14 protein-coding genes are annotated in these 17720 nt (G+C 61.6%); 1 reads left to right on the plus strand and 13 read right to left on the minus strand.

Annotation, left to right across the window (positions count from 1 at the left end; genetic code table 11):
* Positions 1-241: 241 nt before the first annotated feature.
* The 3 genes from OKW35_RS47185 to OKW35_RS47195 all read right to left on the minus strand — a co-directional run bounded on the left by OKW35_RS47185 (position 242) and on the right by OKW35_RS47195 (position 4548).
* Positions 242-1306, minus strand: a complete 1065-nt coding sequence (locus OKW35_RS47185; protein ID WP_184061951.1) for a WD40/YVTN/BNR-like repeat-containing protein — start codon at positions 1304-1306, stop codon at positions 242-244.
* 180 nt (positions 1307-1486) lie between these two features.
* Entirely contained in the window at positions 1487-2836 is a 1350-nt protein-coding gene (locus OKW35_RS47190; RefSeq protein ID WP_311734815.1) for a DUF1329 domain-containing protein, read from the minus strand.
* A 14-nt stretch (positions 2837-2850) separates the two neighbouring features.
* Positions 2851-4548, minus strand: a complete 1698-nt coding sequence (locus tag OKW35_RS47195; protein ID WP_260321267.1) for a DUF1302 domain-containing protein — start codon at positions 4546-4548, stop codon at positions 2851-2853.
* A 1203-nt stretch (positions 4549-5751) separates the two neighbouring features.
* On the opposite strand from OKW35_RS47195, the gene OKW35_RS47200 reads away from it, so the two are divergent.
* Positions 5752-6411, plus strand: coding sequence for a TetR/AcrR family transcriptional regulator (locus OKW35_RS47200; protein WP_184061953.1), 660 nt, complete (start codon positions 5752-5754; stop codon positions 6409-6411).
* 141 nt (positions 6412-6552) lie between these two features.
* Here OKW35_RS47200 and OKW35_RS47205 read toward each other — a convergent pair whose 3' ends face one another.
* The 10 genes from OKW35_RS47205 to OKW35_RS47250 all read right to left on the minus strand — a co-directional run bounded on the left by OKW35_RS47205 (position 6553) and on the right by OKW35_RS47250 (position 17685).
* The gene (locus OKW35_RS47205; protein WP_429555669.1) at positions 6553-7782 is read right to left on the minus strand and encodes a cytochrome P450; all 1230 of its coding nucleotides are present in this window, start codon (positions 7780-7782) and stop codon (positions 6553-6555) included.
* Positions 7783-7848: 66 nt separating this feature from the next.
* On the minus strand, positions 7849-8982 hold the full coding sequence (locus OKW35_RS47210; protein ID WP_429555670.1) for an acyl-CoA dehydrogenase family protein: 1134 nt from the start codon (positions 8980-8982) through the stop codon (positions 7849-7851).
* Between the two features lie 9 nt (positions 8983-8991).
* Complete coding sequence (locus OKW35_RS47215) at positions 8992-10200, minus strand: acyl-CoA dehydrogenase family protein (protein WP_184062012.1); 1209 nt, start codon at positions 10198-10200, stop codon at positions 8992-8994.
* Between the two features lie 139 nt (positions 10201-10339).
* Positions 10340-11209, minus strand: coding sequence for a MaoC/PaaZ C-terminal domain-containing protein (locus OKW35_RS47220; protein WP_429555671.1), 870 nt, complete (start codon positions 11207-11209; stop codon positions 10340-10342).
* Between the two features lie 22 nt (positions 11210-11231).
* Entirely contained in the window at positions 11232-12038 is an 807-nt protein-coding gene (locus tag OKW35_RS47225) for an enoyl-CoA hydratase (RefSeq protein WP_090808781.1), read from the minus strand.
* Between the two features lie 16 nt (positions 12039-12054).
* Entirely contained in the window at positions 12055-13221 is a 1167-nt protein-coding gene (locus tag OKW35_RS47230) for an acyl-CoA dehydrogenase family protein (protein ID WP_429555672.1), read from the minus strand.
* Between the two features lie 34 nt (positions 13222-13255).
* Positions 13256-14410 carry an acyl-CoA dehydrogenase family protein gene (locus OKW35_RS47235; protein WP_429555673.1) on the minus strand — a complete coding sequence of 385 codons (1155 nt, stop codon included), beginning with the start codon at positions 14408-14410 and terminating at the stop codon, positions 13256-13258.
* Positions 14411-14441: 31 nt separating this feature from the next.
* Positions 14442-15641, minus strand: coding sequence for an acyl-CoA dehydrogenase family protein (locus OKW35_RS47240; protein ID WP_429555674.1), 1200 nt, complete (start codon positions 15639-15641; stop codon positions 14442-14444).
* Positions 15642-15684: 43 nt separating this feature from the next.
* The gene (locus tag OKW35_RS47245; RefSeq protein WP_429555675.1) at positions 15685-16827 is read right to left on the minus strand and encodes a CaiB/BaiF CoA transferase family protein; all 1143 of its coding nucleotides are present in this window, start codon (positions 16825-16827) and stop codon (positions 15685-15687) included.
* Between the two features lie 3 nt (positions 16828-16830).
* On the minus strand, positions 16831-17685 hold the full coding sequence (locus tag OKW35_RS47250; RefSeq protein WP_184061961.1) for an SDR family oxidoreductase: 855 nt from the start codon (positions 17683-17685) through the stop codon (positions 16831-16833).
* Positions 17686-17720 lie beyond the last annotated feature (35 nt).

The following is a 17720-nucleotide window of genomic DNA, read 5'->3' on the forward strand; positions in this document are numbered from 1 at the left end:
AGGGCCGCTCGCAAGGATTGCGACGCCGCGAATACTCGACGTATTCGCAAGGAGCATGACGCAGCGAGCGGCCCTTCTCGCGGCAACCCCAGTTCTGAATTTCATTCCAGGGGAATGCCCGCTATCGGCCGCATGGCGGCGTCGTGCGTCGCTCACGTGGCGCGGCCACGCAGCGCTCCTTACTCCTTGCCCTGCGGCCGATAGCGGGCATTCGCACGTGCGTTCCATATGTAAACAGACCCTAGTGCAACTTCGACAATGCGATCCGCGACAGGCCGGCCGCACCGGCCAGCACCGCGGTGTCGCCGCGCAGCGCCATGGCGAAGATGCCGCCTGGCTGGCTCGCGCCGAGTGTATGAAACGTTGCCCCCTGGTCGACGCTCTCGAGCAGCTCGCCCGCCTGGGTCGCGAGAATAAGGTGGCCGTTCGGCAGTTCAGCCGAAGCGAGAATGCTCGCGCCGGTCGGCAGCGTGATCTTGTCCCACGTCGCGCCGCCGTCGGTGGAGCGATACGCGTTGCCGAGCAGACCGTAGACGATCATCGCGTTGTGCGTGGAAGCGAGACCGAAGAAGCTACCCTTCGACGGCGTAGGCACCGCGACGAAACGCTGCTTGTCGGGATCGAGCTTCAGCAGCAGCCCCTGTTCGCCCGCGATATAAAGCGTGCCGTTGATACGGCGCATCGCATGCAGGTTCAATGCGTTGGGATTGTCGACGCGGTCGAACCAGGGCACCCAGCTCTTGCCGCCGTCGTCGGTATGAAAAATGATGTTGAACGAACCGATGACCCAGCCGGAACGCTCGTCATCGAACCAGACGTCGAGAAACGGACGGCCTCCCTGGTCTGCTTCAAAGCGCTCGGCCTCTTCGCGCGATGCCTTGAGATCAGGTGAATCGCCCGGTTGCTTCGCGTAGTACTCGCTCATCAGCCTGGCCGCCTGCTGGCCGTCGAGCTGTCGCGTCCAGCTATTGCCACCGTCGGTGGTATGGAGCACCTCGCCGTCGTGTCCGACCGCCCAGCCCAGCGCGGCCGACTTGAACGTAACGGCCACCAGATCGGAACTCACCGGCACCTGTACCTGGCGCCAGTGCACGGCGGCGTCGTCCGATACGAGAATTGCTCCGCGCGGACCTACCGCGACCAGGCGCTGTCCGGCCTGCGCCAGCGCCATCAGCGGTTCATGCGCGGCCTGCGGGTTGATGACGGCGGGCGAGCGCATCGGGTCGGCGAATTCGGCGTAGACCGACCCGCTCGCGGCGCATGCCGCGGCGACGATTGCCAGCCAACGAAACAGGGTCTTGCGCATTGTGTCTCCTTCACAGTAACTGGCGATCGATCACGCGAACAGTTCTGAGCTTTTTATGAAAACTTCTTTGTGCGCCATGCCATAGCCGGCACGGCGCACGTGCTGCGCCCTTCCTTGTGCCCGCCAGGCAAGCCGGGCAGGACGCATCACTCAATACCTCATCCTCAACTCGGCGCGCAATTAGCGCACACCCGCGGATTGCATACGCTCCGGCGTGAAGTAGTCATTTGGGAAATTCACGTTGAAGAAAATCCCGGGCGAGTCCGCCGGATGGCTACCGAAGATATAAATGCCGCTGTTGAAGTCGTAGAACCAGTTACCGAGCGAATACGGCACCTTGTAGTCGTACGCTGGAACCGTGGTCTCAAAGCCGGCCCGATAGAGCTTGCCGGACTGGTCGTAGGCATCCATCATTCCCCCGCCGCCATCCTCGTCGAAGTACAGCGTCTTCTTGCTGTAGATGTGACGCGCGCCCGGCTTGAGCGTCAGCTCCACGACCCATACGCGGTGCAGCTCCCACCGGACATAATCGGGATTCACGAAATGCGGCGTGGTGATCTTGCTGGCCGGCGTGTCGTACTGCTGCTTGTAGTCGTTGTACGGAATGTACATTTCCTTCTTGCCGACCAGCTTCGCGTTCCAGCGATCGATCTTGCCGTAGAACAACTGGATGTCGTCCATCGTGATCGCGCCCGAATAGCCGGGGTTCGGCGTGTCGTAGGCGAGATCGGGCGCCACGCGCACGCGGCGTTGGCCCGGGTTGTATTCCCACGATTGCTGATCGTGATCGGCCGAATCCGTGAAGTACCAGAAGAGCGTCGTGTCGCCAATCAGGCGGGCCGGTGACGCGTAGTCGTTATATACCTGATACCAGATCGCGAGGGGGCCCTTCTTGCGAAACTCCGCTTCGTCCTTCGGCTCGAAATACGGATAGAGCAGCGAACTCTTGAACTGCGCAGCAAGAATCGGCGTGCCGCTCGAATCGACGAGCCACGTCTTCACGTTGTTTTTCTGGGCCGTTCCGACGTAGCGTAATTCCCAGTCCCACAGCGCCTCCTGACCGTTTTTCGGCACCGGGAACGGCTTGCCGCCGAACGCCCCATCGATATAAAGGCCGTTTTTTTCGAGCTTGGCACTTTCCGCGTCCTTTTCCGAGTTCTGGAGATACCAGTCCGGATACGAAACCGAGCGGTGCGTCGGGTAAACGTCCATCCGGTAAGTCGGATAGCGCTTGAACAGCTCGATCGAGGCGGCGCTCAGTTTGTCGGCGTATTGCTGATAGTTCTGAGCCGTGATTTGCAGAACCGGCTTTTCACCGGGAAACGGGTCGGCCCATTTTCCGGAGTCGGCCTTGAACCCGGTCGGAAAGTCCTTGATGCCCCCCGTGTATGCCGGAATCGTGCCGTCCTTGTTGCCGGCAATTTCCGCGCCGAACGGCGTGATCCCACTCTCGATCGCCAGCGTATACGGTGAGGCCCAAACCGCGGCGAGTATCGCCAGCGCCTTAAGAAGCTTTGGGAAACTTTTCACACGTGCCTCCATCATCAAAACGTTGTCTGATAGGTGATGCCGATCCACGACTTGTCGCTGTACGGTGCACCGAGCGCCGTCGCGGCTCCCGCCGTTGAGTACCCCTTCTTGTTCATGTAGTAGGTGTAGGTAATGTCCACCTCATGCTTGTTGTAGATCGTGAAATCAAGCCCGACCACGAAGGTGTTCTGCCCCTGTGCTTCGGCCGCTGGCGCGATGACAGATGAGTAGCCCTTCAGATTCAGATTAACGAACAGCGGCATCGTCAAATCAACCCCAGGGAATACCTGATACCACTGCGGGCTCGCACCAATGCCGATCCCGGCCCAGAAGCGCGTCGAGCAGTTGTTAAACGCGGAGTTGCCCGATGCCGAACATTGGCCCGTGGTGTCATAGCTGGAATTGGCAAAGTTCCGCGCATTCGATTGCACGCTTAGCAGCTGGTTGAACGCGAATTCCGCCTGCAGGAACATGTTGTCCCACATGGGCGTCTTGCCGAACGACTGCGTGACGTTCAGCAGACCGTGCAGCGTGCGACCCGTCGGCGCATCGTTGACCGTCGTCGTGTTGACGGCATTGAGTGGCATGTTCCAGCGATACGACAGCTCGCCAGCCACTGCCGCGCTGCCGATCGCACTGTTGAAGCCAGCGCCGATCAGGTTCACGTCGTTGCCGTACTTCGCCGTAACACCGGGAAGGTTGGTGCCCGGGAAGAGTTCGGGTCCGGCACCCGGGAGTAGCACCGCCGCCCACGGCATCTTCATGGCGAAGTGGCGGTACGTAAATTCATAGGTCGTGGCGATCGAATCGACACGCCACTTGCCGTCGATGCCGATATCGCCGATCTGGCCTTTCGTCGGCGCGATGCGCGGAATCGCGAATGTGCCCAGCCCCGGAATGTTTTGGTAGCTGGCGATCGGAGGGCCGTAAAGAATAGGATCGGCACCGCCGAAATATGTGCCGCCTTCAGGCAGCCGATCGTGATTCCATTCGAACGTGTACTGCGCGCCGAGAGAGAACGTGTCGGTAATGCTCGTCGTCACGTTGGCCTGAGCCGTCGGCAACACGATTTCCTTGAGCGAAGCGCTCGGGCTCTGCGTCAGTTTCATCAGGTCGAGCGGCTGCTGACCGATGGCCACCGAGTTCGCGCCACCCAGCGTAGCAAACGCCGACTGCCCCCAGGTGACTGCCGTCCGGCCGAGCTTGACGTTGACAGAGTGACCACCGAGGTCAAAAGTGTGGAACACGAACGCATCACGCAGCTCGGCGCTCGGCCCCTGGTAGTACTTCTTGATGTAGCTGGTGTACTCGTTGTTCGGATAGTTCGGAGGAAATGCAGGATTGCTCGTATTGTGATTCTTGAACGTCGGGTCGTACCACGCGTCCATACTGATGCGGAAGCCGGACGTGTCCTTGTACTTGAAATCGAATTCGCTGTAGAGGTTCAGCATCGACTGGATCGTGCTGAACTTCGGCGTCGATAGATCGCCTTCGTCGTAGGTCGGGCTGTTCGTGTAGAAGTGGCTCGGGTTCTGAAGCCGGATGCCGTAGTCCGCACGCACCGTGTTGTCCCATTCCATGTCGATGTCCGGGTTCGGCACATCGAAGTGGAAGGCGTTGGCGTTTGCGCTCCACAACCCGCACGCTGCAGCGATGCAGGTCGCGTGCACGCCAAGGCTGATCGCACTTGGCTTTAGACTCTTCTGTTTCATGCGTCTCCTCTTGTCTTTGTCGCGCTGCCGCAGAAAAGGCCCAGGCCTTTGGACTGCCGCAGACTTTTGCAATGAAGCGAAACCGGCCTCCCTACCTCGTCAGCATCGCGCCTCGGATACCTCCCACAGCGTCACCAGAATGCGAATGCTGTTCGGAAAGATAAACGCTCGAAACTCGACTGTCAACGCTCGCTCACCCCTAAGTGATGCAATTTTCCGAACGACGTTCAAAATGCGGGGTAAACGTGGATTTGAGTTTGGTGATGAACTCGAAGCGGTCCGCGCATGGCCGCGTGACGCGGATGAGACAGTGGCGACGCTTGCATTTGCGAGGTGTCCGATTCGACTGCGCAGATTGACGATGCAAACCATGGATGGCTTTCGGAAAACCGTCCGAGCCGATGATGAATCAATAGCTTGTGCGATCGGATCAGTTTCCTCTGCAGTCCTTTTGTATAAGGCTGGTCATGGACCGCGATCAGACGAATCGCTTATCCCGTTCCTGCGTAGAAGTGCCTTTCTGGTTTGCGGGGAGGAGGCGGGAACACGCGCCATGCCCCGTCGTCGTGCCGAAAGAAGAATATCGCGAGGGAGTTCTCAGCGGCGGACGACCGCGCAAGTACACACCTCGTCTGGCCTGAATTTGCGAAAGTACATCGGGTGATGTGCACCGAGGTGGTTGCAGTGGGCGCAATCCACTTGTCGATCAGCCAACGCAAAGAACCTTCCCCAACCTTCATGTCCAGCTCCTTCTACGGCCTGTGCGCGCTGCTGACATCACAACCACGAACGCAAATTGGCGACTCTAACCGGCCAACCCCAAACCCTGCGAATCCGCTGCTTCGGCTTGCGACACAGCGGGAATGGTCGGGTTCCGGCGTAATGTGTCGGTTGACTAAATAGTAGTAGTCAGCCGACCCATTATCAAGCCCAGATGACACCAGGGGAAATGCTGGTATGGACAAATCTCCCCTTTATTCGGGTAGGATATGTGATGTCGCGAGTGACTGGATCAGACTGTATCTAAAAGCTAATTAGTCGTCGGACACATATTAATTCGTCATCTGACTATCATCAGATTAATGCCGGCGCTGCCCGATCTGGATCGAACGGCGCTCGTATCAGGCGGGGTATAGCCCGCAGATACACATCCCGGACTGGCAACAAGCGCGAGGACAGCGGACGCCAAGGAGAACACAACAGATGAAAGACCTGACCATCTCATCGGCAGACCTCGGCAACACGGCAGCAGACGGGCCCAAACGGCGCGGGAACAGAACGACCCGCGTGCCCGCCATCATCGAAGTGGCGATCGAGGTCTTCGCATCCGAAGGTAACGCAGGTTTCACTCAACGCCGAATTGCCAGCGAGGCAGGGATTCGACTGAGGACCTTGCAGCACTACTTCAGCACCCGCGAAGAACTATTGCGGGCCACGATCGAGGCATACACGGATCGCTATTTCGAGCACTATCGGACGATCGCCCAAGACAAATCCCGGCCACCGGAAGCGCGACTGGATGTTATCGTCGACGAGGCGTTCTCCGTACTGACGGCGAGCGGCGGAAACCGCGTTAGCGCCTTTGTGCTGGAATGCTGGAGCCTCGCAGAGCATGAGCCCTTTCTGCATGCCCTGATGGCGAAATCTACTGCGGATTTTCAGGGTCTCCTGGCGGAACTGATCGCGCAGATCAACCCAACCTTGCCCTCGGGAGAATGCACGTTGCGCGGCGCCCTACTCCTTTCACATCTGCACGGTCTGGTCGTCTTTCTTCGCCGGTCAGGCGCGGACACATTTAATGCAGACTCGTTCCGTCACGCCATGAAGGTCGTCTGGCGAGCGTTGAGCAAGGCATCTCCATAAAACTGCAAGGCAGTTGCTTGTGCCAGAATCGCGCCCGGATGGAGCGGTCGGCGCGCCATGTGACGGGCACACCGAGCCGCAGCTCCCCTTCTACAGACGCACATGATCACAATGGCCAGCTCAGGCCATTGTGACCGATCCTCAGCGGACCACGTCCCAGACAAGAGGCAAGTGGTATAGCGTGCCGTTCACACCTCCGTGGACACCCGCTTTCTCGCCAGGCTTGATCTGGAAATCGGGAATCCGCTTAAGCCATTCCTGAAGGAAAACCTTCAACTCCACGCGCGCAAGGAACGAGCCGGGACAACGATGCGCGCCATTGCCGAACGTGGAATGAATCGGCGTAGGCCGAGCGAAATCGACGCTCAGCGGATCGTCGAACTTCCTCTCGTCCAGACCGTGCAGTGTGGTCGGCATGATGATCATGTCACCCGCCTTCATCTGCACGCCCTTGTACTCGAAATCGTGTGTGATCCGCCGCCCTTGATTGACCACCGGGAAGCGCCGCAGAAGCTCGTCCACGGCCTTCTGCGTCAGTTCGGGGTTATCGATGAGCTGCTTGCGGTGGGCCGGGCTCCCGGCGAGGAATCGCGCGATAAAGCCCATTGCCGAGGCAACCGTGTCGAGGCCGCCAATCAGCACCAGACCACAGAGCCCCTGCGCTTCTTCGTCGGTGAGCGCGCGCCCGTCGATCTTCGAATGGACGATCTTGCTGATGAGATCGTCACCCGGGTTCGCGCGGCGTTCCGCAATCTTCACCCCCAGGTACTGAAAAATCGCACCGAGCGCCTTGAGCTTCTCGTTGGCATCGACCGGGCGGACCATCTTGTCAGCGAGGCCGAGCAAGTACTCGCGATCCTCGGCGGGCAGCGCCACCATGTTCATGAAAATGCCGATCGGAAGATGCTGCGCAAACCCCGATACGAATTCCACCTCGCCCTTAGGATAAAAGCCGTCGATCAGTTCGATCGCCATTTCGCGCGCCTTCTCCTCGAGCTTGCCGATTGCCTGCGGCATGAACGCGGGCGCGATCAGCGCGCGATAGGCGGTGTGCTGCGGAGGATCGAAGAAGATCGGCGGCAACGGTTGATGCTCGACGAGCGGCACTGTCAGCTGCTTCGACGAGAAATTCTCGTAGTCCTTGAGGATCTGATAGATGTCATCGCCGCGCGTCGCGATCCAGTGTCCGCCGTTGCGGGGTGTCCAGAGAATGTCGGGAATGCCTTCGGCGTGCAACTGCTTGAGCGAGAGATGGTAGTCGTCTTCGGCACCCGGCGGATTGTAGATATCGATGTCGAACACTCGTTCAGGCAATACGTGCGCGGGAATTGGCGCCAGATCCGGAGTCCCGCCCTGAGCAGCTACTGACATTAGTTGTCTCCTTTCGAATCGACCGGTATGAGCGGTCAGGACCATTCTTCATCTGATTAACCGCAATTACAGGAACGCGCCGTACAGCTCGATATGGTGTTCGGTGTTTCCCCAAGTCATGTCGATGCAGGTGAGCCGCTTCACGTACCACCCCACCGCCAGTTCGTCCGTCATGCCCATCCCTCCGTGCAGTTGTACCGCTTGCTGTGCCACGAAGCGTGCACTACGGCCAATGAGCGCCTTTGCGGCTGTAACAGCACGATGGGCTTCCAGGTCATCGTCCTCGCCAAGTTTCGCGGCAGCAAAGAAGACCATCGATTTCGCCTGCTCTACCGCGGTCAAAATATCGGCGGCGCGATGCTGCAGCGCCTGGAACTTGCCGATCGGCGAGCCAAACTGCTTTCGCGTGCGCAGGTATTCAAAGGTCAGATCGCTCAGCCGCGACATCGCGCCGACCGCTTCCGCGCACAGCGCAAAAATGCCTTGATCGACGGTCCATTCGAGCAACGGGTAGCCCTGATCGACGGCGCCGATGACAGCCGTTACACCGACGTGTACGTCGTCCAGCACTACCTCGGCGACACGCTGGCCATCGAGTGCCGGAAATCCTTTGACGCTCACACCTTGCGTTCGCGCATCGACGGCGAAGAGAGTGATGCCGTGCTTGTCGGTCTGCTCGCCTGCGCTACGCGCCGAAACCAGCAGAATGTCCGCGCTGTCGCCGTGCAGTACAACGCCTTTGCGTCCATTCAGGATGAACCCGTCACGCGTTGGCTCGGCCCTCGTCGCGACGTTCCACAAATCGAAACGCGCACCAGGTTCGAGCGTCGCGAGCGCGGTCTTCAGGCTGCCGTCGGCGATACCGGCCAGCAACTCGGCCTTGCGCGCCTCGTGTCCCGCGCGCCCGATCAGCTTCGCGCCGATCACGGCCGTCGAAACAAACGGCTCCAGTACGAGTCCACGGCCGAAGGCCTCCATCACGAGCATGGTCTCGACCGGCCCCGTGCCAAGGCCGCCATGATCCTGCGGCACGTTCAGCGCCAACACGCCCATTTCGGCGAGCGTAGTCCAGTGCGCAACCGACCAGCCCTCAGGCGTAGCGGCGAGACGGCGCCTCGCCTCGAAATCGTATTCCTTTTCGACGAAACGGCCGACCACGTCGGCCAGCATCTGTTCCTCTTCAACCAGCGTGAAGTCCATGGCGTGTCCTCAGATGCCGAGTGCCTGCTTGGCGATGATGTTTTTCTGCACTTCAGTCGAACCGCCGTAGATCGAAATCTTGCGCCAGTCCAGGTAGTGCGCGGCCAGCGCGTTGAGCAGCTCGCCGTTCGCGGTTTCGCCGCGCCAGTGGGCCTCCAGCGCTTCACTTACAAAAGGCACCGCATAGGGGCCTGCGCATTCCATGATCAGCTCCGTAAGCTCCTGCTGAATCTCCGAACCGCGGATTTTCAGCACCGAAGCCTCCGGTCCGATGGGACGTCCTGCAGTTTCGGCTGAGACGACGCGCAGCAGCGACCATTCGTGCGCGATCAAATCGATTTCCACCCTGGCGATGCGATCGCGAAAGCGAACGTCCTCGATGAGAGGCTTGCCGTGCTTACGCTCGGTGCTGGCAATCTCCTTCAGACGTCGCATGAAACGCTTGCAGTTGCCGAGGCCGGCGATGTTGGTCCGCTCGTGGCCGAGCAGGTACTTGGCGATCGACCAGCCGCGATGCTCCTCACCGACGAGATTGCTCACTGGCACTGCCACATTGTCGAAGAACACTTCGTTGACGTCGTGGCCGCCGTCAAGCGTGCGGATGGGTCTGACCGTAATGCCGGGCGTGGACATATCGATCAGCAGGAACGAGATGCCTTCCTGTGGGCGGCCGCTGCCATCCGTGCGGACCAGGCAGAAAATCCAGTTCGCCCATTGGGCAAACGAGGTCCAGATCTTCTGGCCGTTGACGACGTAGAACGGTTGACCGTCGCGCTCGACACGGTCCGCACGCGTCTTGAGCGACGCCAGATCGGAACCCGCACCCGGCTCGGAGTAACCCTGACACCACCAGTCCTCCATCGAGATGATGCGCGGCAGGAACCGTTCGCGCTGCGCGTCGGTGCCGAACTTCTGGATTACAGGTCCAACCATCGAAAGGCCAAACGGCATCTGGCGCGGCGCGCCGGCGGTAAAGCATTCCTCGTCGAAAATGTTGCGCTGCGCGGCATTCCAGGCGGCGCCGCCGAATTGCGCGGGCCATGCAGGTGCGCCCCATCCCTTCCCGGCCAGAATGCGTTGCCAGCGCACGTAGTCTTCGCGCGGCACATGGCGGAAGTTCAGCACCCGTTCACGAATGTCATCGGGCAAATGAGTCGCTACGAATTCGCGCACCGTGGCGCGAAATTCCTTGTCGGCGGGACTCTCTTTCAGGTCCATTTCAGCCTCCCGCCGGGCCGCCCCCAAGGGAGGCTGAAGCCCCCCCGGGGGGCCGCGAACAACAGTGAGCATGGGGGTCGTTTCATTTCAGGCTCCAGTCGCGGCCCGGCAAAGCACGTCGGCGCTGCCGGGCGCGGTTTCAGGCAATTTCCACGATTCCGTTGTTCAGCACCACCACATCGCGTGCGTCGACGCGCGCCCGCAGATGCAGACGCGTGTCACTGTCCCGCCAGAACTGGAAGCGCACTTCTTCGCCGGGGTACACCGGCGCGGTCAGGCGCAAGGCGAGTCGCTTCAGACGCGTTGCATCGTTGCCCGCGAAGGTGCGAATCGCGGCGTAACCCGCCATGCCATAGGTCGCGAGGCCGTGAAGAATGGGCCGCTTGAATCCGGCTTTCGACGCCACCTCCGGGTCCGCGTGCAGGGGGTTGGCGTCGCCCGAAAGGCGGTAGATCAACGCTGCATGCGCGCCGGTCGAAAACACGTATTCCGCGTCCGGGGCGCGCTCCGGCACAGCCGGAAGCGCTTCGGGCGGCGCGTCGCTCGCGCCCGACCCGGCGCTGAACCCTCCGTCGCCGCGCAGAAAGGACACCTGCCGGACTTCGGCAAGTTGTTCGCCCCTCGAGGCGTCAATGATGTCACGCTTGAGCTCGACGATCGCGCCCTTGCCCGCGCCCTTGTCCGAGATGCGGCTCACCCGCGTCTTGCTGACGATGGTCGCTGCAACCGGCATCGGGCGCATGAAGCGAACGTCCTGCTCACCGTGCACGAGCTTCAGGTAGTCGATGCCCGTACGCGAATCGCGCATCCATGATTTCGGCCACGCGAACGCGGCCGCGCAAGTCGGCATCGCTTGCAGGTCCTTTTCATATACGTAGCGCAGCTGTTCTGCGTCCAGCGGGTCTGCGCCCAACCCGAGACCCAGCGAATACAGCATCACGTCGCGCTCGCTATATGTCTGCGTGACATCTTCGATCGGCCAGTTCTTGACGACTTCGTAGTTCAGCATGAGGTGGTAGTCCTATGGGTGCTCAGTAGTCCGTGAAGTTGGGCTTGCGCTTCTCGAGAAAGCTCGCCATGCCTTCCTTGTAGTCATCGCACTGGTTGGCGATCGGCATGTCCAACCCGGCGTGTATCACCGCCTCGTGGGGCGTCTGGAACGGCACCTCCCAGACCTGCTCCTTCATGATGCGCATCGAGCGCGGCGAGCAGTACTCCGCCATTTCACGCGCGTACGCATAGGTCTCCTCGACCAGCTTGTCCGCCGGAATTGCCCGATTCACGAGTCCCATACGTTCGGCTTCGCGCCCCTTGATCTTGCGTCCCGACAGCAGCAGGTCGAGCGCATGTGCCTGGCCGACGTGACGCGCGAGTATCCAGGCCATGCCGTATTCCGCGCTCAGGCCGCGGCGCGCGAATGCCGTCGTGATGGTCGCGTCTTCGGACGCAAAGCGGATGTCGCAGAAAAGGGCGTGGATCAGGCCAATGCCGACAGTGGCGCCGTTGAGCATCGCGATCACCGGCTTCGGAATGGCCGGGTAGTAAGAGCAGCGCGTTTGCCAGTCGGCGCGCTTGCGCATATCGAACGGACGCGGGAGCTTCGTCATGAGCGCGGCGGGATCACCGCCGAAGCTGTGAATATCGCCGCCCGCGCAAAACGCCTTGCCCGCGCCGGTGAAAACGATGACGCGCACGCCATGGTCCGCGCCCGCCGCCTGCATCGCCTCGTACACTTCGGTCGCCACCTGGTCGTTCCAGGTGTTCATATGTTCCGGGCGGTTCAGCGTGATCGTCGCTACCCGGTCCTTGACGTCGTACAGAATGGTCTCGAAGCGCATCAGATCCCTCCAAAGCTCAGAATGAACGCGGCAGGTCAAGCACGTGCTCGGCGACGTAGGACAGAATCAGGTTCGTCGAAATCGGCGCCACCTGATAGAGCCGGGTTTCGCGAAACTTGCGCTCGACATCGTATTCGCAAGCGAAACCGAAGCCGCCATGGGTCTGCAGACAGGCATTCGCGGCTTTCCACGAAGCCGTGGCCGCAAGATGCTTCGCCATGTTCGCTTCCGCGCCGCACGGTTGATGGTTGTCGAACAGTTCGCAGGCCTTGTAGCGCATCAGATCCGCCGCGCGCACGTCGATGTAGGCCTCGGCGATCGGGAACTGGATGCCCTGGTTCATACCGATGGGCCGGTCGAACACGATACGCTCGCTGGCGTACTTCGACGCGCGCTCGACGAACCAGTAGCCGTCGCCGATGCACTCGGCCGCGATCAGTGCGCGCTCGGCGTTGAGTCCGTCGAGGATGTACTTGAAGCCCTTGCCTTGCTCGCCAATCAGGTTCTCTTCAGGAATCTCAAGATTGTCGAAGAACAGCTCGTTCGTCTCGTGATTGACCATGTTCGGAATCGGCCGCACGGTCAGGCCATTGCCGATAGCCTGGTGCAGGTCCACGAGAAAGCACGACAGCCCATCCGACTTCTTCTTCACGTCCGACAACGGCGTGGTGCGTGCGAGCAGGATCATCATGTCCGAATGCTGCACGCGTGATATCCACACCTTCTGGCCGTTCACCACGTACCGGTCGTCTCTTTTTACAGCAGTGGTCTTCAGCTTCGTCGTGTCCGTTCCGGTGGTCGGTTCGGTCACAGCCATCGATTGCAGACGCAATTCTCCGCTCGCGATCTTCGGCAGGTATTTGCGCTTTTGCGCCTCCGAGCCGTTTCTGAGCAGCGTATTCATGTTGTACATCTGGCCATGACAAAAGCCAGAGTTGCCGCCGTTGCGGTTGATCTCCTCCATGATCACGGACGCCTCGGTCAACCCGAGACCTGAACCGCCATACTCCTGAGGGATCAGCGCGGCCATCCAGCCGGCCTTCGTCAGCGCGTCCACAAACGCCTCGGGATAGACGCGCTCGTGATCGATGCGGCGCCAGTACTCGTCGGGGTACGCCTTCGAGAGGTCGCGCAAGGCGTCGCGCAGTTCCTGATATTGATCGGGTGGGGAAATTCGGCTCATGAATGGTTTCCGTTTGCTTGGCTGGACGCGCGGCTCACGCTGCTGCATCGATCAGTCCGCCGGCATTGGCGAGCTGGGTCAGATGATGTTCGGTCGAACCGAACTGGATATCGATCACGCTCAGGCGTCTCAGGTAGTGACCGATCTTGCACTCCTCGGTCATCCCGATGCCGCCGTGCAATTGCACGCCTTGTTGACCGACGAAGCGGCCCGAGCGCCCGATCTGCACTTTCGCCGCCGACATACTGCGATCGCGTTCCGCCGCGTCCGGCTCCTCGCTCATCATGGTCGCGAAGAGCGCCATGCTGCGCGCCTGCTCCACCATGACGAGCATGTCGACTGCACGATGCTGGAGCGCCTGGAATGATCCGATAGGCACCCCGAACTGCTTGCGGACCTTCAGGTACTCCACGGTTTCTTCGTGCGCAGCTGCCATTGCACCTACGGCTTCCGCGCTCACCGCCGCGATCGCGTGCGCAACGACCGTTTCGATGAGCGGCAATGCAGCGCCCGCCAGGCCCAGAACGTCGCTATCCGGAACGCGCACCCGCGACAACTCGACGTCGGCCGCACGCAGCCGGTCTTGCGTCGGATACGTGTGGCGCGTCACGCCCTGCGCGTCGGCCCTGACCACGAACAGCCCGATGCCGTCACGCTCGCGCCTCCCACCGGACACGCGGGCCGACACCACGAGAAGGTCGGCGCTACCGCCGTGGAGGACAACGCGCTTGGCGCCGTCGAGCACCCAGCCGGCGGCTTCGCGTCGTGCGGTGGTCGCAACGTCCGCGAGGTCGTACCGCGCCTGCGCCTCGCTGTGCGCGAACGCCATCTGCAACTCGCCCTGCGCAATCTGCGGCAGAATCGCCGCGCGTTGCGCCGCGTTGCCGCCAAGCCGCACCAAGCCGCCGCCCAGCACGACCGTCGCGAGATACGGTTCGACCGCGAGAGCGCGGCCCAACGCCTCCATCACGATCATCGTTTCGACAGGGCCGCAGTTGCTGCCGCCGTATTCCTCGTCAAACGAAAGGCCCAACAGACCCATGTCGGCGTAACGCGCCCAAAGCTCGCGGCTGAAACCGTCCGGCTCAGCGAGATACTTCGCGCGCTGCTCGAACCCGTACTCGTCTTTGACGAGCCGGTCGACGCTGTCCTTGAGCATGCGTTGCTCATCGGTGAAATCAAAGTCCATGTCTCATGCTTCTCCACAGTTCGCCCGTCGCTCAAAGTCCGAGTACGGACTTGGCGAGAATGTTCTTCTGAATCTCGTTGGAGCCGCCCACGATCGAGACGTGACGCGCGAAGTAGTGATTCGGCGCAACGGTGAGCGCCCATTCGGGTTCGCGAACCGGATCGGCAAGCCCCCGCAGGAAGTCGAGGTCGAGCGGTAGAGCATCCGGCCCTGCCACCTCGAGGAGCAATTCAGCTGCGAGTTGCTGCAGCTCCGAACCCTTGATCTTCAGGATCGAAGTCTTCGGGTCGGGCACGTGGCTCTGATGCGCGCTGCTCTCGGCGATCACGCGCATCTGCGTCATCTCCAGGGCCTTCAGCTCGACCTCGACTGCCGCGACACGTTCGCGAAAACGCGGGTCGTCCCACAGCACACCGTCGCCGCAGGGCACGCGCTTCGCAAGATCCTTCGCGTGACGCACGCGCATCTTCGAAACGCCCACGCGCGCAATGCCGCTGCGCTCGTTGCCGAGCAGATACTTGGCGTAGTCCCAACCCTTGTTCTCCTCGCCAATGCGATTCGCAACCGGCACCCGCACGTTGTCGAAGAACACCTCGTTGGTTTCATGGTGGCCGTCGATCGTGATGATCGGGCGCACGGTCAGGCCCGGCGTCTTCATGTCGATCAGCAGGTATGTGATGCCCTGCTGTTTCTTGCCGCTCGAATCCGTGCGTACGAGACAGAACATCCAGTCCGCGTGATGCGCCGTCGAAGTCCAGAGCTTCTGGCCGTTGATCACGTAGTGGTCCCCGTCGCGCACCGCCTGGGTCCGCAGCGCGGCCAGGTCCGAACCGGCTCCGGGCTCGGAGAATCCCTGGCAGAACCAGTATTCGAGGCTCGCGATGCGAGGCAGGAAATGGCGCTTTTGCTCCTCGCTGCCGAACGCGATCAAAACCGGACCGATCATGTTCACGTTGAATGACAGCGTCTCGGGCGCCGGGGCCATGTGCAGCTCTTCCTTGAAGATGTATTGCTGCACCGCGCTCCAGCCCGTCCCGCCCCACGCCTTGTCCCACGCTGGCGTCGCCCAGCCGCGCTCGTAGAGCATGCGTTGCCAGCGGCGCAGGTCGGCCGCCGAATAGCGCTGCCCCAAGGTAGCTTTGCGTCGGATGTCGGCCGGCAGCGCTTCCTTGAAGAAGGCTCTGACCTCATTGCGGAACGCCAGCTCTTCGTCGGTATATCGCAGATCCATGAGTGTCTCGTTTCGTCTTTATGGGTCGCCTGTCGGGTGCGGCTCAGGCCAGCGTTCCCGCTTCTTTCAACTCGCCAATGCGGCCCGGTTCGAGCCATGCCGCCAGCGCGGCGTCGATCGTGGTCGCGTCGGGTGCCTCGGGCGCCGTCGGCTTCGCGGGCACCGTGGCGGAGAAGCGCGGCGCCGGCGCGGGCTGCACGATACCGTCCACTTCGATGAACGTGCCGCGCGCCTTCAGATGGGCATGCTCGGGTGCCTCGGTCCACGACAGAACCGGTGCGAAGCACGCGTCCGTGTGTTCGAGCAAGGTGGTCCATTGCTCGCGTGTGCGTCGCTTGAATTTCAGCGCGAACAGTGCGCGCGCGGCGGGCCAGTTGCTTGCGTCGAGCTGCGTACCCAGCGTTTGCGGATCGATGTCGAGCAGACGGAGGAGTTCGAGATAGAACTTGTCCTCGATGGGGCCGACCGTAATCCACTTGCCGTCCGCGCATTCATAAACGTCGTAGAAGTGCGATCCCGAATCCGTGATATTCGTCCCGCGCCCGTCGCGCCAGATGCCGGCAGCCTGCATGCCGAAAAACGTGGTAGCAAGGTTGGCCGTGCCGTCGACGATCGCGGCATCCACGATCTGTCCCGCGCCGCCGTTGCGCGCATGCAGGATCGCCGACAGGAGCCCCATTGCAAGGTACAGCGAACCGCCCGCATAGTCGCCGATCAGATTCAGGGGTATCGACGGCGGCTGATCGCGGCGGCCAATTGCGTTGAGGACGCCGGTGATCGCGATGTAGTTCAGGTCATGCCCGGCGTACTGCGCGAGCGGACCTTGCTGGCCCCATCCCGTGATGCGTCCGTAAGCGAGCTTCGGATTGCGTTCGAGGCAGGCCTGCGGACCCAGCCCGAGTCGCTCGGTCACGCCGGGTCGGAAACCTTCTATCAGGGCATCGGCGCGCTCCACCAGCGTGAGCACGAGTTCGACGGCCTCCGGGTCTTTCAGGTCGAGCGCAATCGTCTTCCGGTTGCGCAGCAACAGGTTGTAGCGCAGCGGACGCTCGATACCGAGCTTGACCGGCTGGCGACGTTCGATGCGCAACACCGTCGCACCCAGATCGGCGAGCAGCATCGCCGCCATGGGCCCCGGGCCGATGCCGGCCAGCTCGATGATTCGAACTCCTGCAAGCGGACCCATGGTTCAACCCTTGCGAGCGTGGGCGCGCATGGCGTCCCATTGCTCGTCGGTCCAGTCCTGCATCGCGCGGAAGGTCGGGCCGCCCACCCCCTGCATCCAGCGGCCGCCGTCGATCACGATCATGTCGCCGGTGATGTAGCCGGAGCCGTTGGACGCCAGATAAGCGTAGAGATTGGCAAGTTCCGCGTGATCGCCGAAGCGCCGCAGCGGCACCGAGCGCTCCTGCGGCTCGACCTGCGAGCCCGGCGGGTACAACTGCTCCCATGCGCCCGGCGTCGGGAACAGTCCGGGCGCCACTGCGTTCAGGCGAATGCCCTTCGGGCCCCACTCGACCGCAAGGCTGCGGGTCATGGCGAGAATACCCGCCTTCGCGGCCGCGGACGGCACGGTAAAGGCCGAGCCGGTCATCGTGGGCGTCGATACGGTACTGATCACGTTGCCCGGGTGACCCGCGTCGATCCAGCGCTTGCCCGCCGCGATCGTGCAATAGAAGCTGCCGTGCAGCACGATGTCGAGCACCGCATCCACCGCGCGCGCCGACAGGCTTTCCGTGCGCGCGATGAAGTTGGCCGCCGCGTTGTTCAGCAATACGTCGAGCGGACCATCCCGCCAGATGGTCTCCATCATCGACTCGACGGACTCGGCGCTGCGCACGTCCGCCTGCACCGTCGTGACACGCGCGCCAGGCACGACGCCGCGAAACTCGTCGGCCGTCGCGTCCAGCACTTCCTTGCGGCGACCGCAGATGACGAGATCGGCGCCCAGTTCGAGGTAGCGCAGGCCGATACTCTTACCAAGGCCGGTGCCTCCCCCGGTGATGAGGATTCGTTTGTTCTTCAGCAGGTCAGGCGTAAACATATGCGTTGAACTTCCAGTAGGGACAGCAACGGAGA

Origin of the sequence: Paraburkholderia sp. MM5477-R1 (assembly GCF_050436385.1) — a bacterium.
GTDB lineage: Bacteria > Pseudomonadota > Gammaproteobacteria > Burkholderiales > Burkholderiaceae > Paraburkholderia > Paraburkholderia tuberum.

Bases quoted from the DNA above. Each gene is read 5' to 3' on its own strand.
- OKW35_RS47185 (WP_184061951.1), bottom strand. From the start codon at position 1,306: ATGCGCAAGACCCTGTTTCGTTGGCTGGCAATCGTCGCCGCGGCATGC.
- OKW35_RS47195 (WP_260321267.1), bottom strand. From the start codon at position 4,548: ATGAAACAGAAGAGTCTAAAGCCAAGTGCGATCAGCCTTGGCGTGCAC.
- OKW35_RS47200 (WP_184061953.1), top strand. From the start codon at position 5,752: ATGAAAGACCTGACCATCTCATCGGCAGACCTCGGCAACACGGCAGCA.
- OKW35_RS47205 (WP_429555669.1), bottom strand. From the start codon at position 7,782: ATGTCAGTAGCTGCTCAGGGCGGGACTCCGGATCTGGCGCCAATTCCC.
- OKW35_RS47210 (WP_429555670.1), bottom strand. From the start codon at position 8,982: ATGGACTTCACGCTGGTTGAAGAGGAACAGATGCTGGCCGACGTGGTC.
- OKW35_RS47215 (WP_184062012.1), bottom strand. From the start codon at position 10,200: ATGGACCTGAAAGAGAGTCCCGCCGACAAGGAATTTCGCGCCACGGTG.
- OKW35_RS47220 (WP_429555671.1), bottom strand. From the start codon at position 11,209: ATGCTGAACTACGAAGTCGTCAAGAACTGGCCGATCGAAGATGTCACG.
- OKW35_RS47225 (WP_090808781.1), bottom strand. From the start codon at position 12,038: ATGCGCTTCGAGACCATTCTGTACGACGTCAAGGACCGGGTAGCGACG.
- OKW35_RS47230 (WP_429555672.1), bottom strand. From the start codon at position 13,221: ATGAGCCGAATTTCCCCACCCGATCAATATCAGGAACTGCGCGACGCC.
- OKW35_RS47235 (WP_429555673.1), bottom strand. From the start codon at position 14,410: ATGGACTTTGATTTCACCGATGAGCAACGCATGCTCAAGGACAGCGTC.
- OKW35_RS47240 (WP_429555674.1), bottom strand. From the start codon at position 15,641: ATGGATCTGCGATATACCGACGAAGAGCTGGCGTTCCGCAATGAGGTC.
- OKW35_RS47245 (WP_429555675.1), bottom strand. From the start codon at position 16,827: ATGGGTCCGCTTGCAGGAGTTCGAATCATCGAGCTGGCCGGCATCGGC.
- OKW35_RS47250 (WP_184061961.1), bottom strand. From the start codon at position 17,685: ATGTTTACGCCTGACCTGCTGAAGAACAAACGAATCCTCATCACCGGG.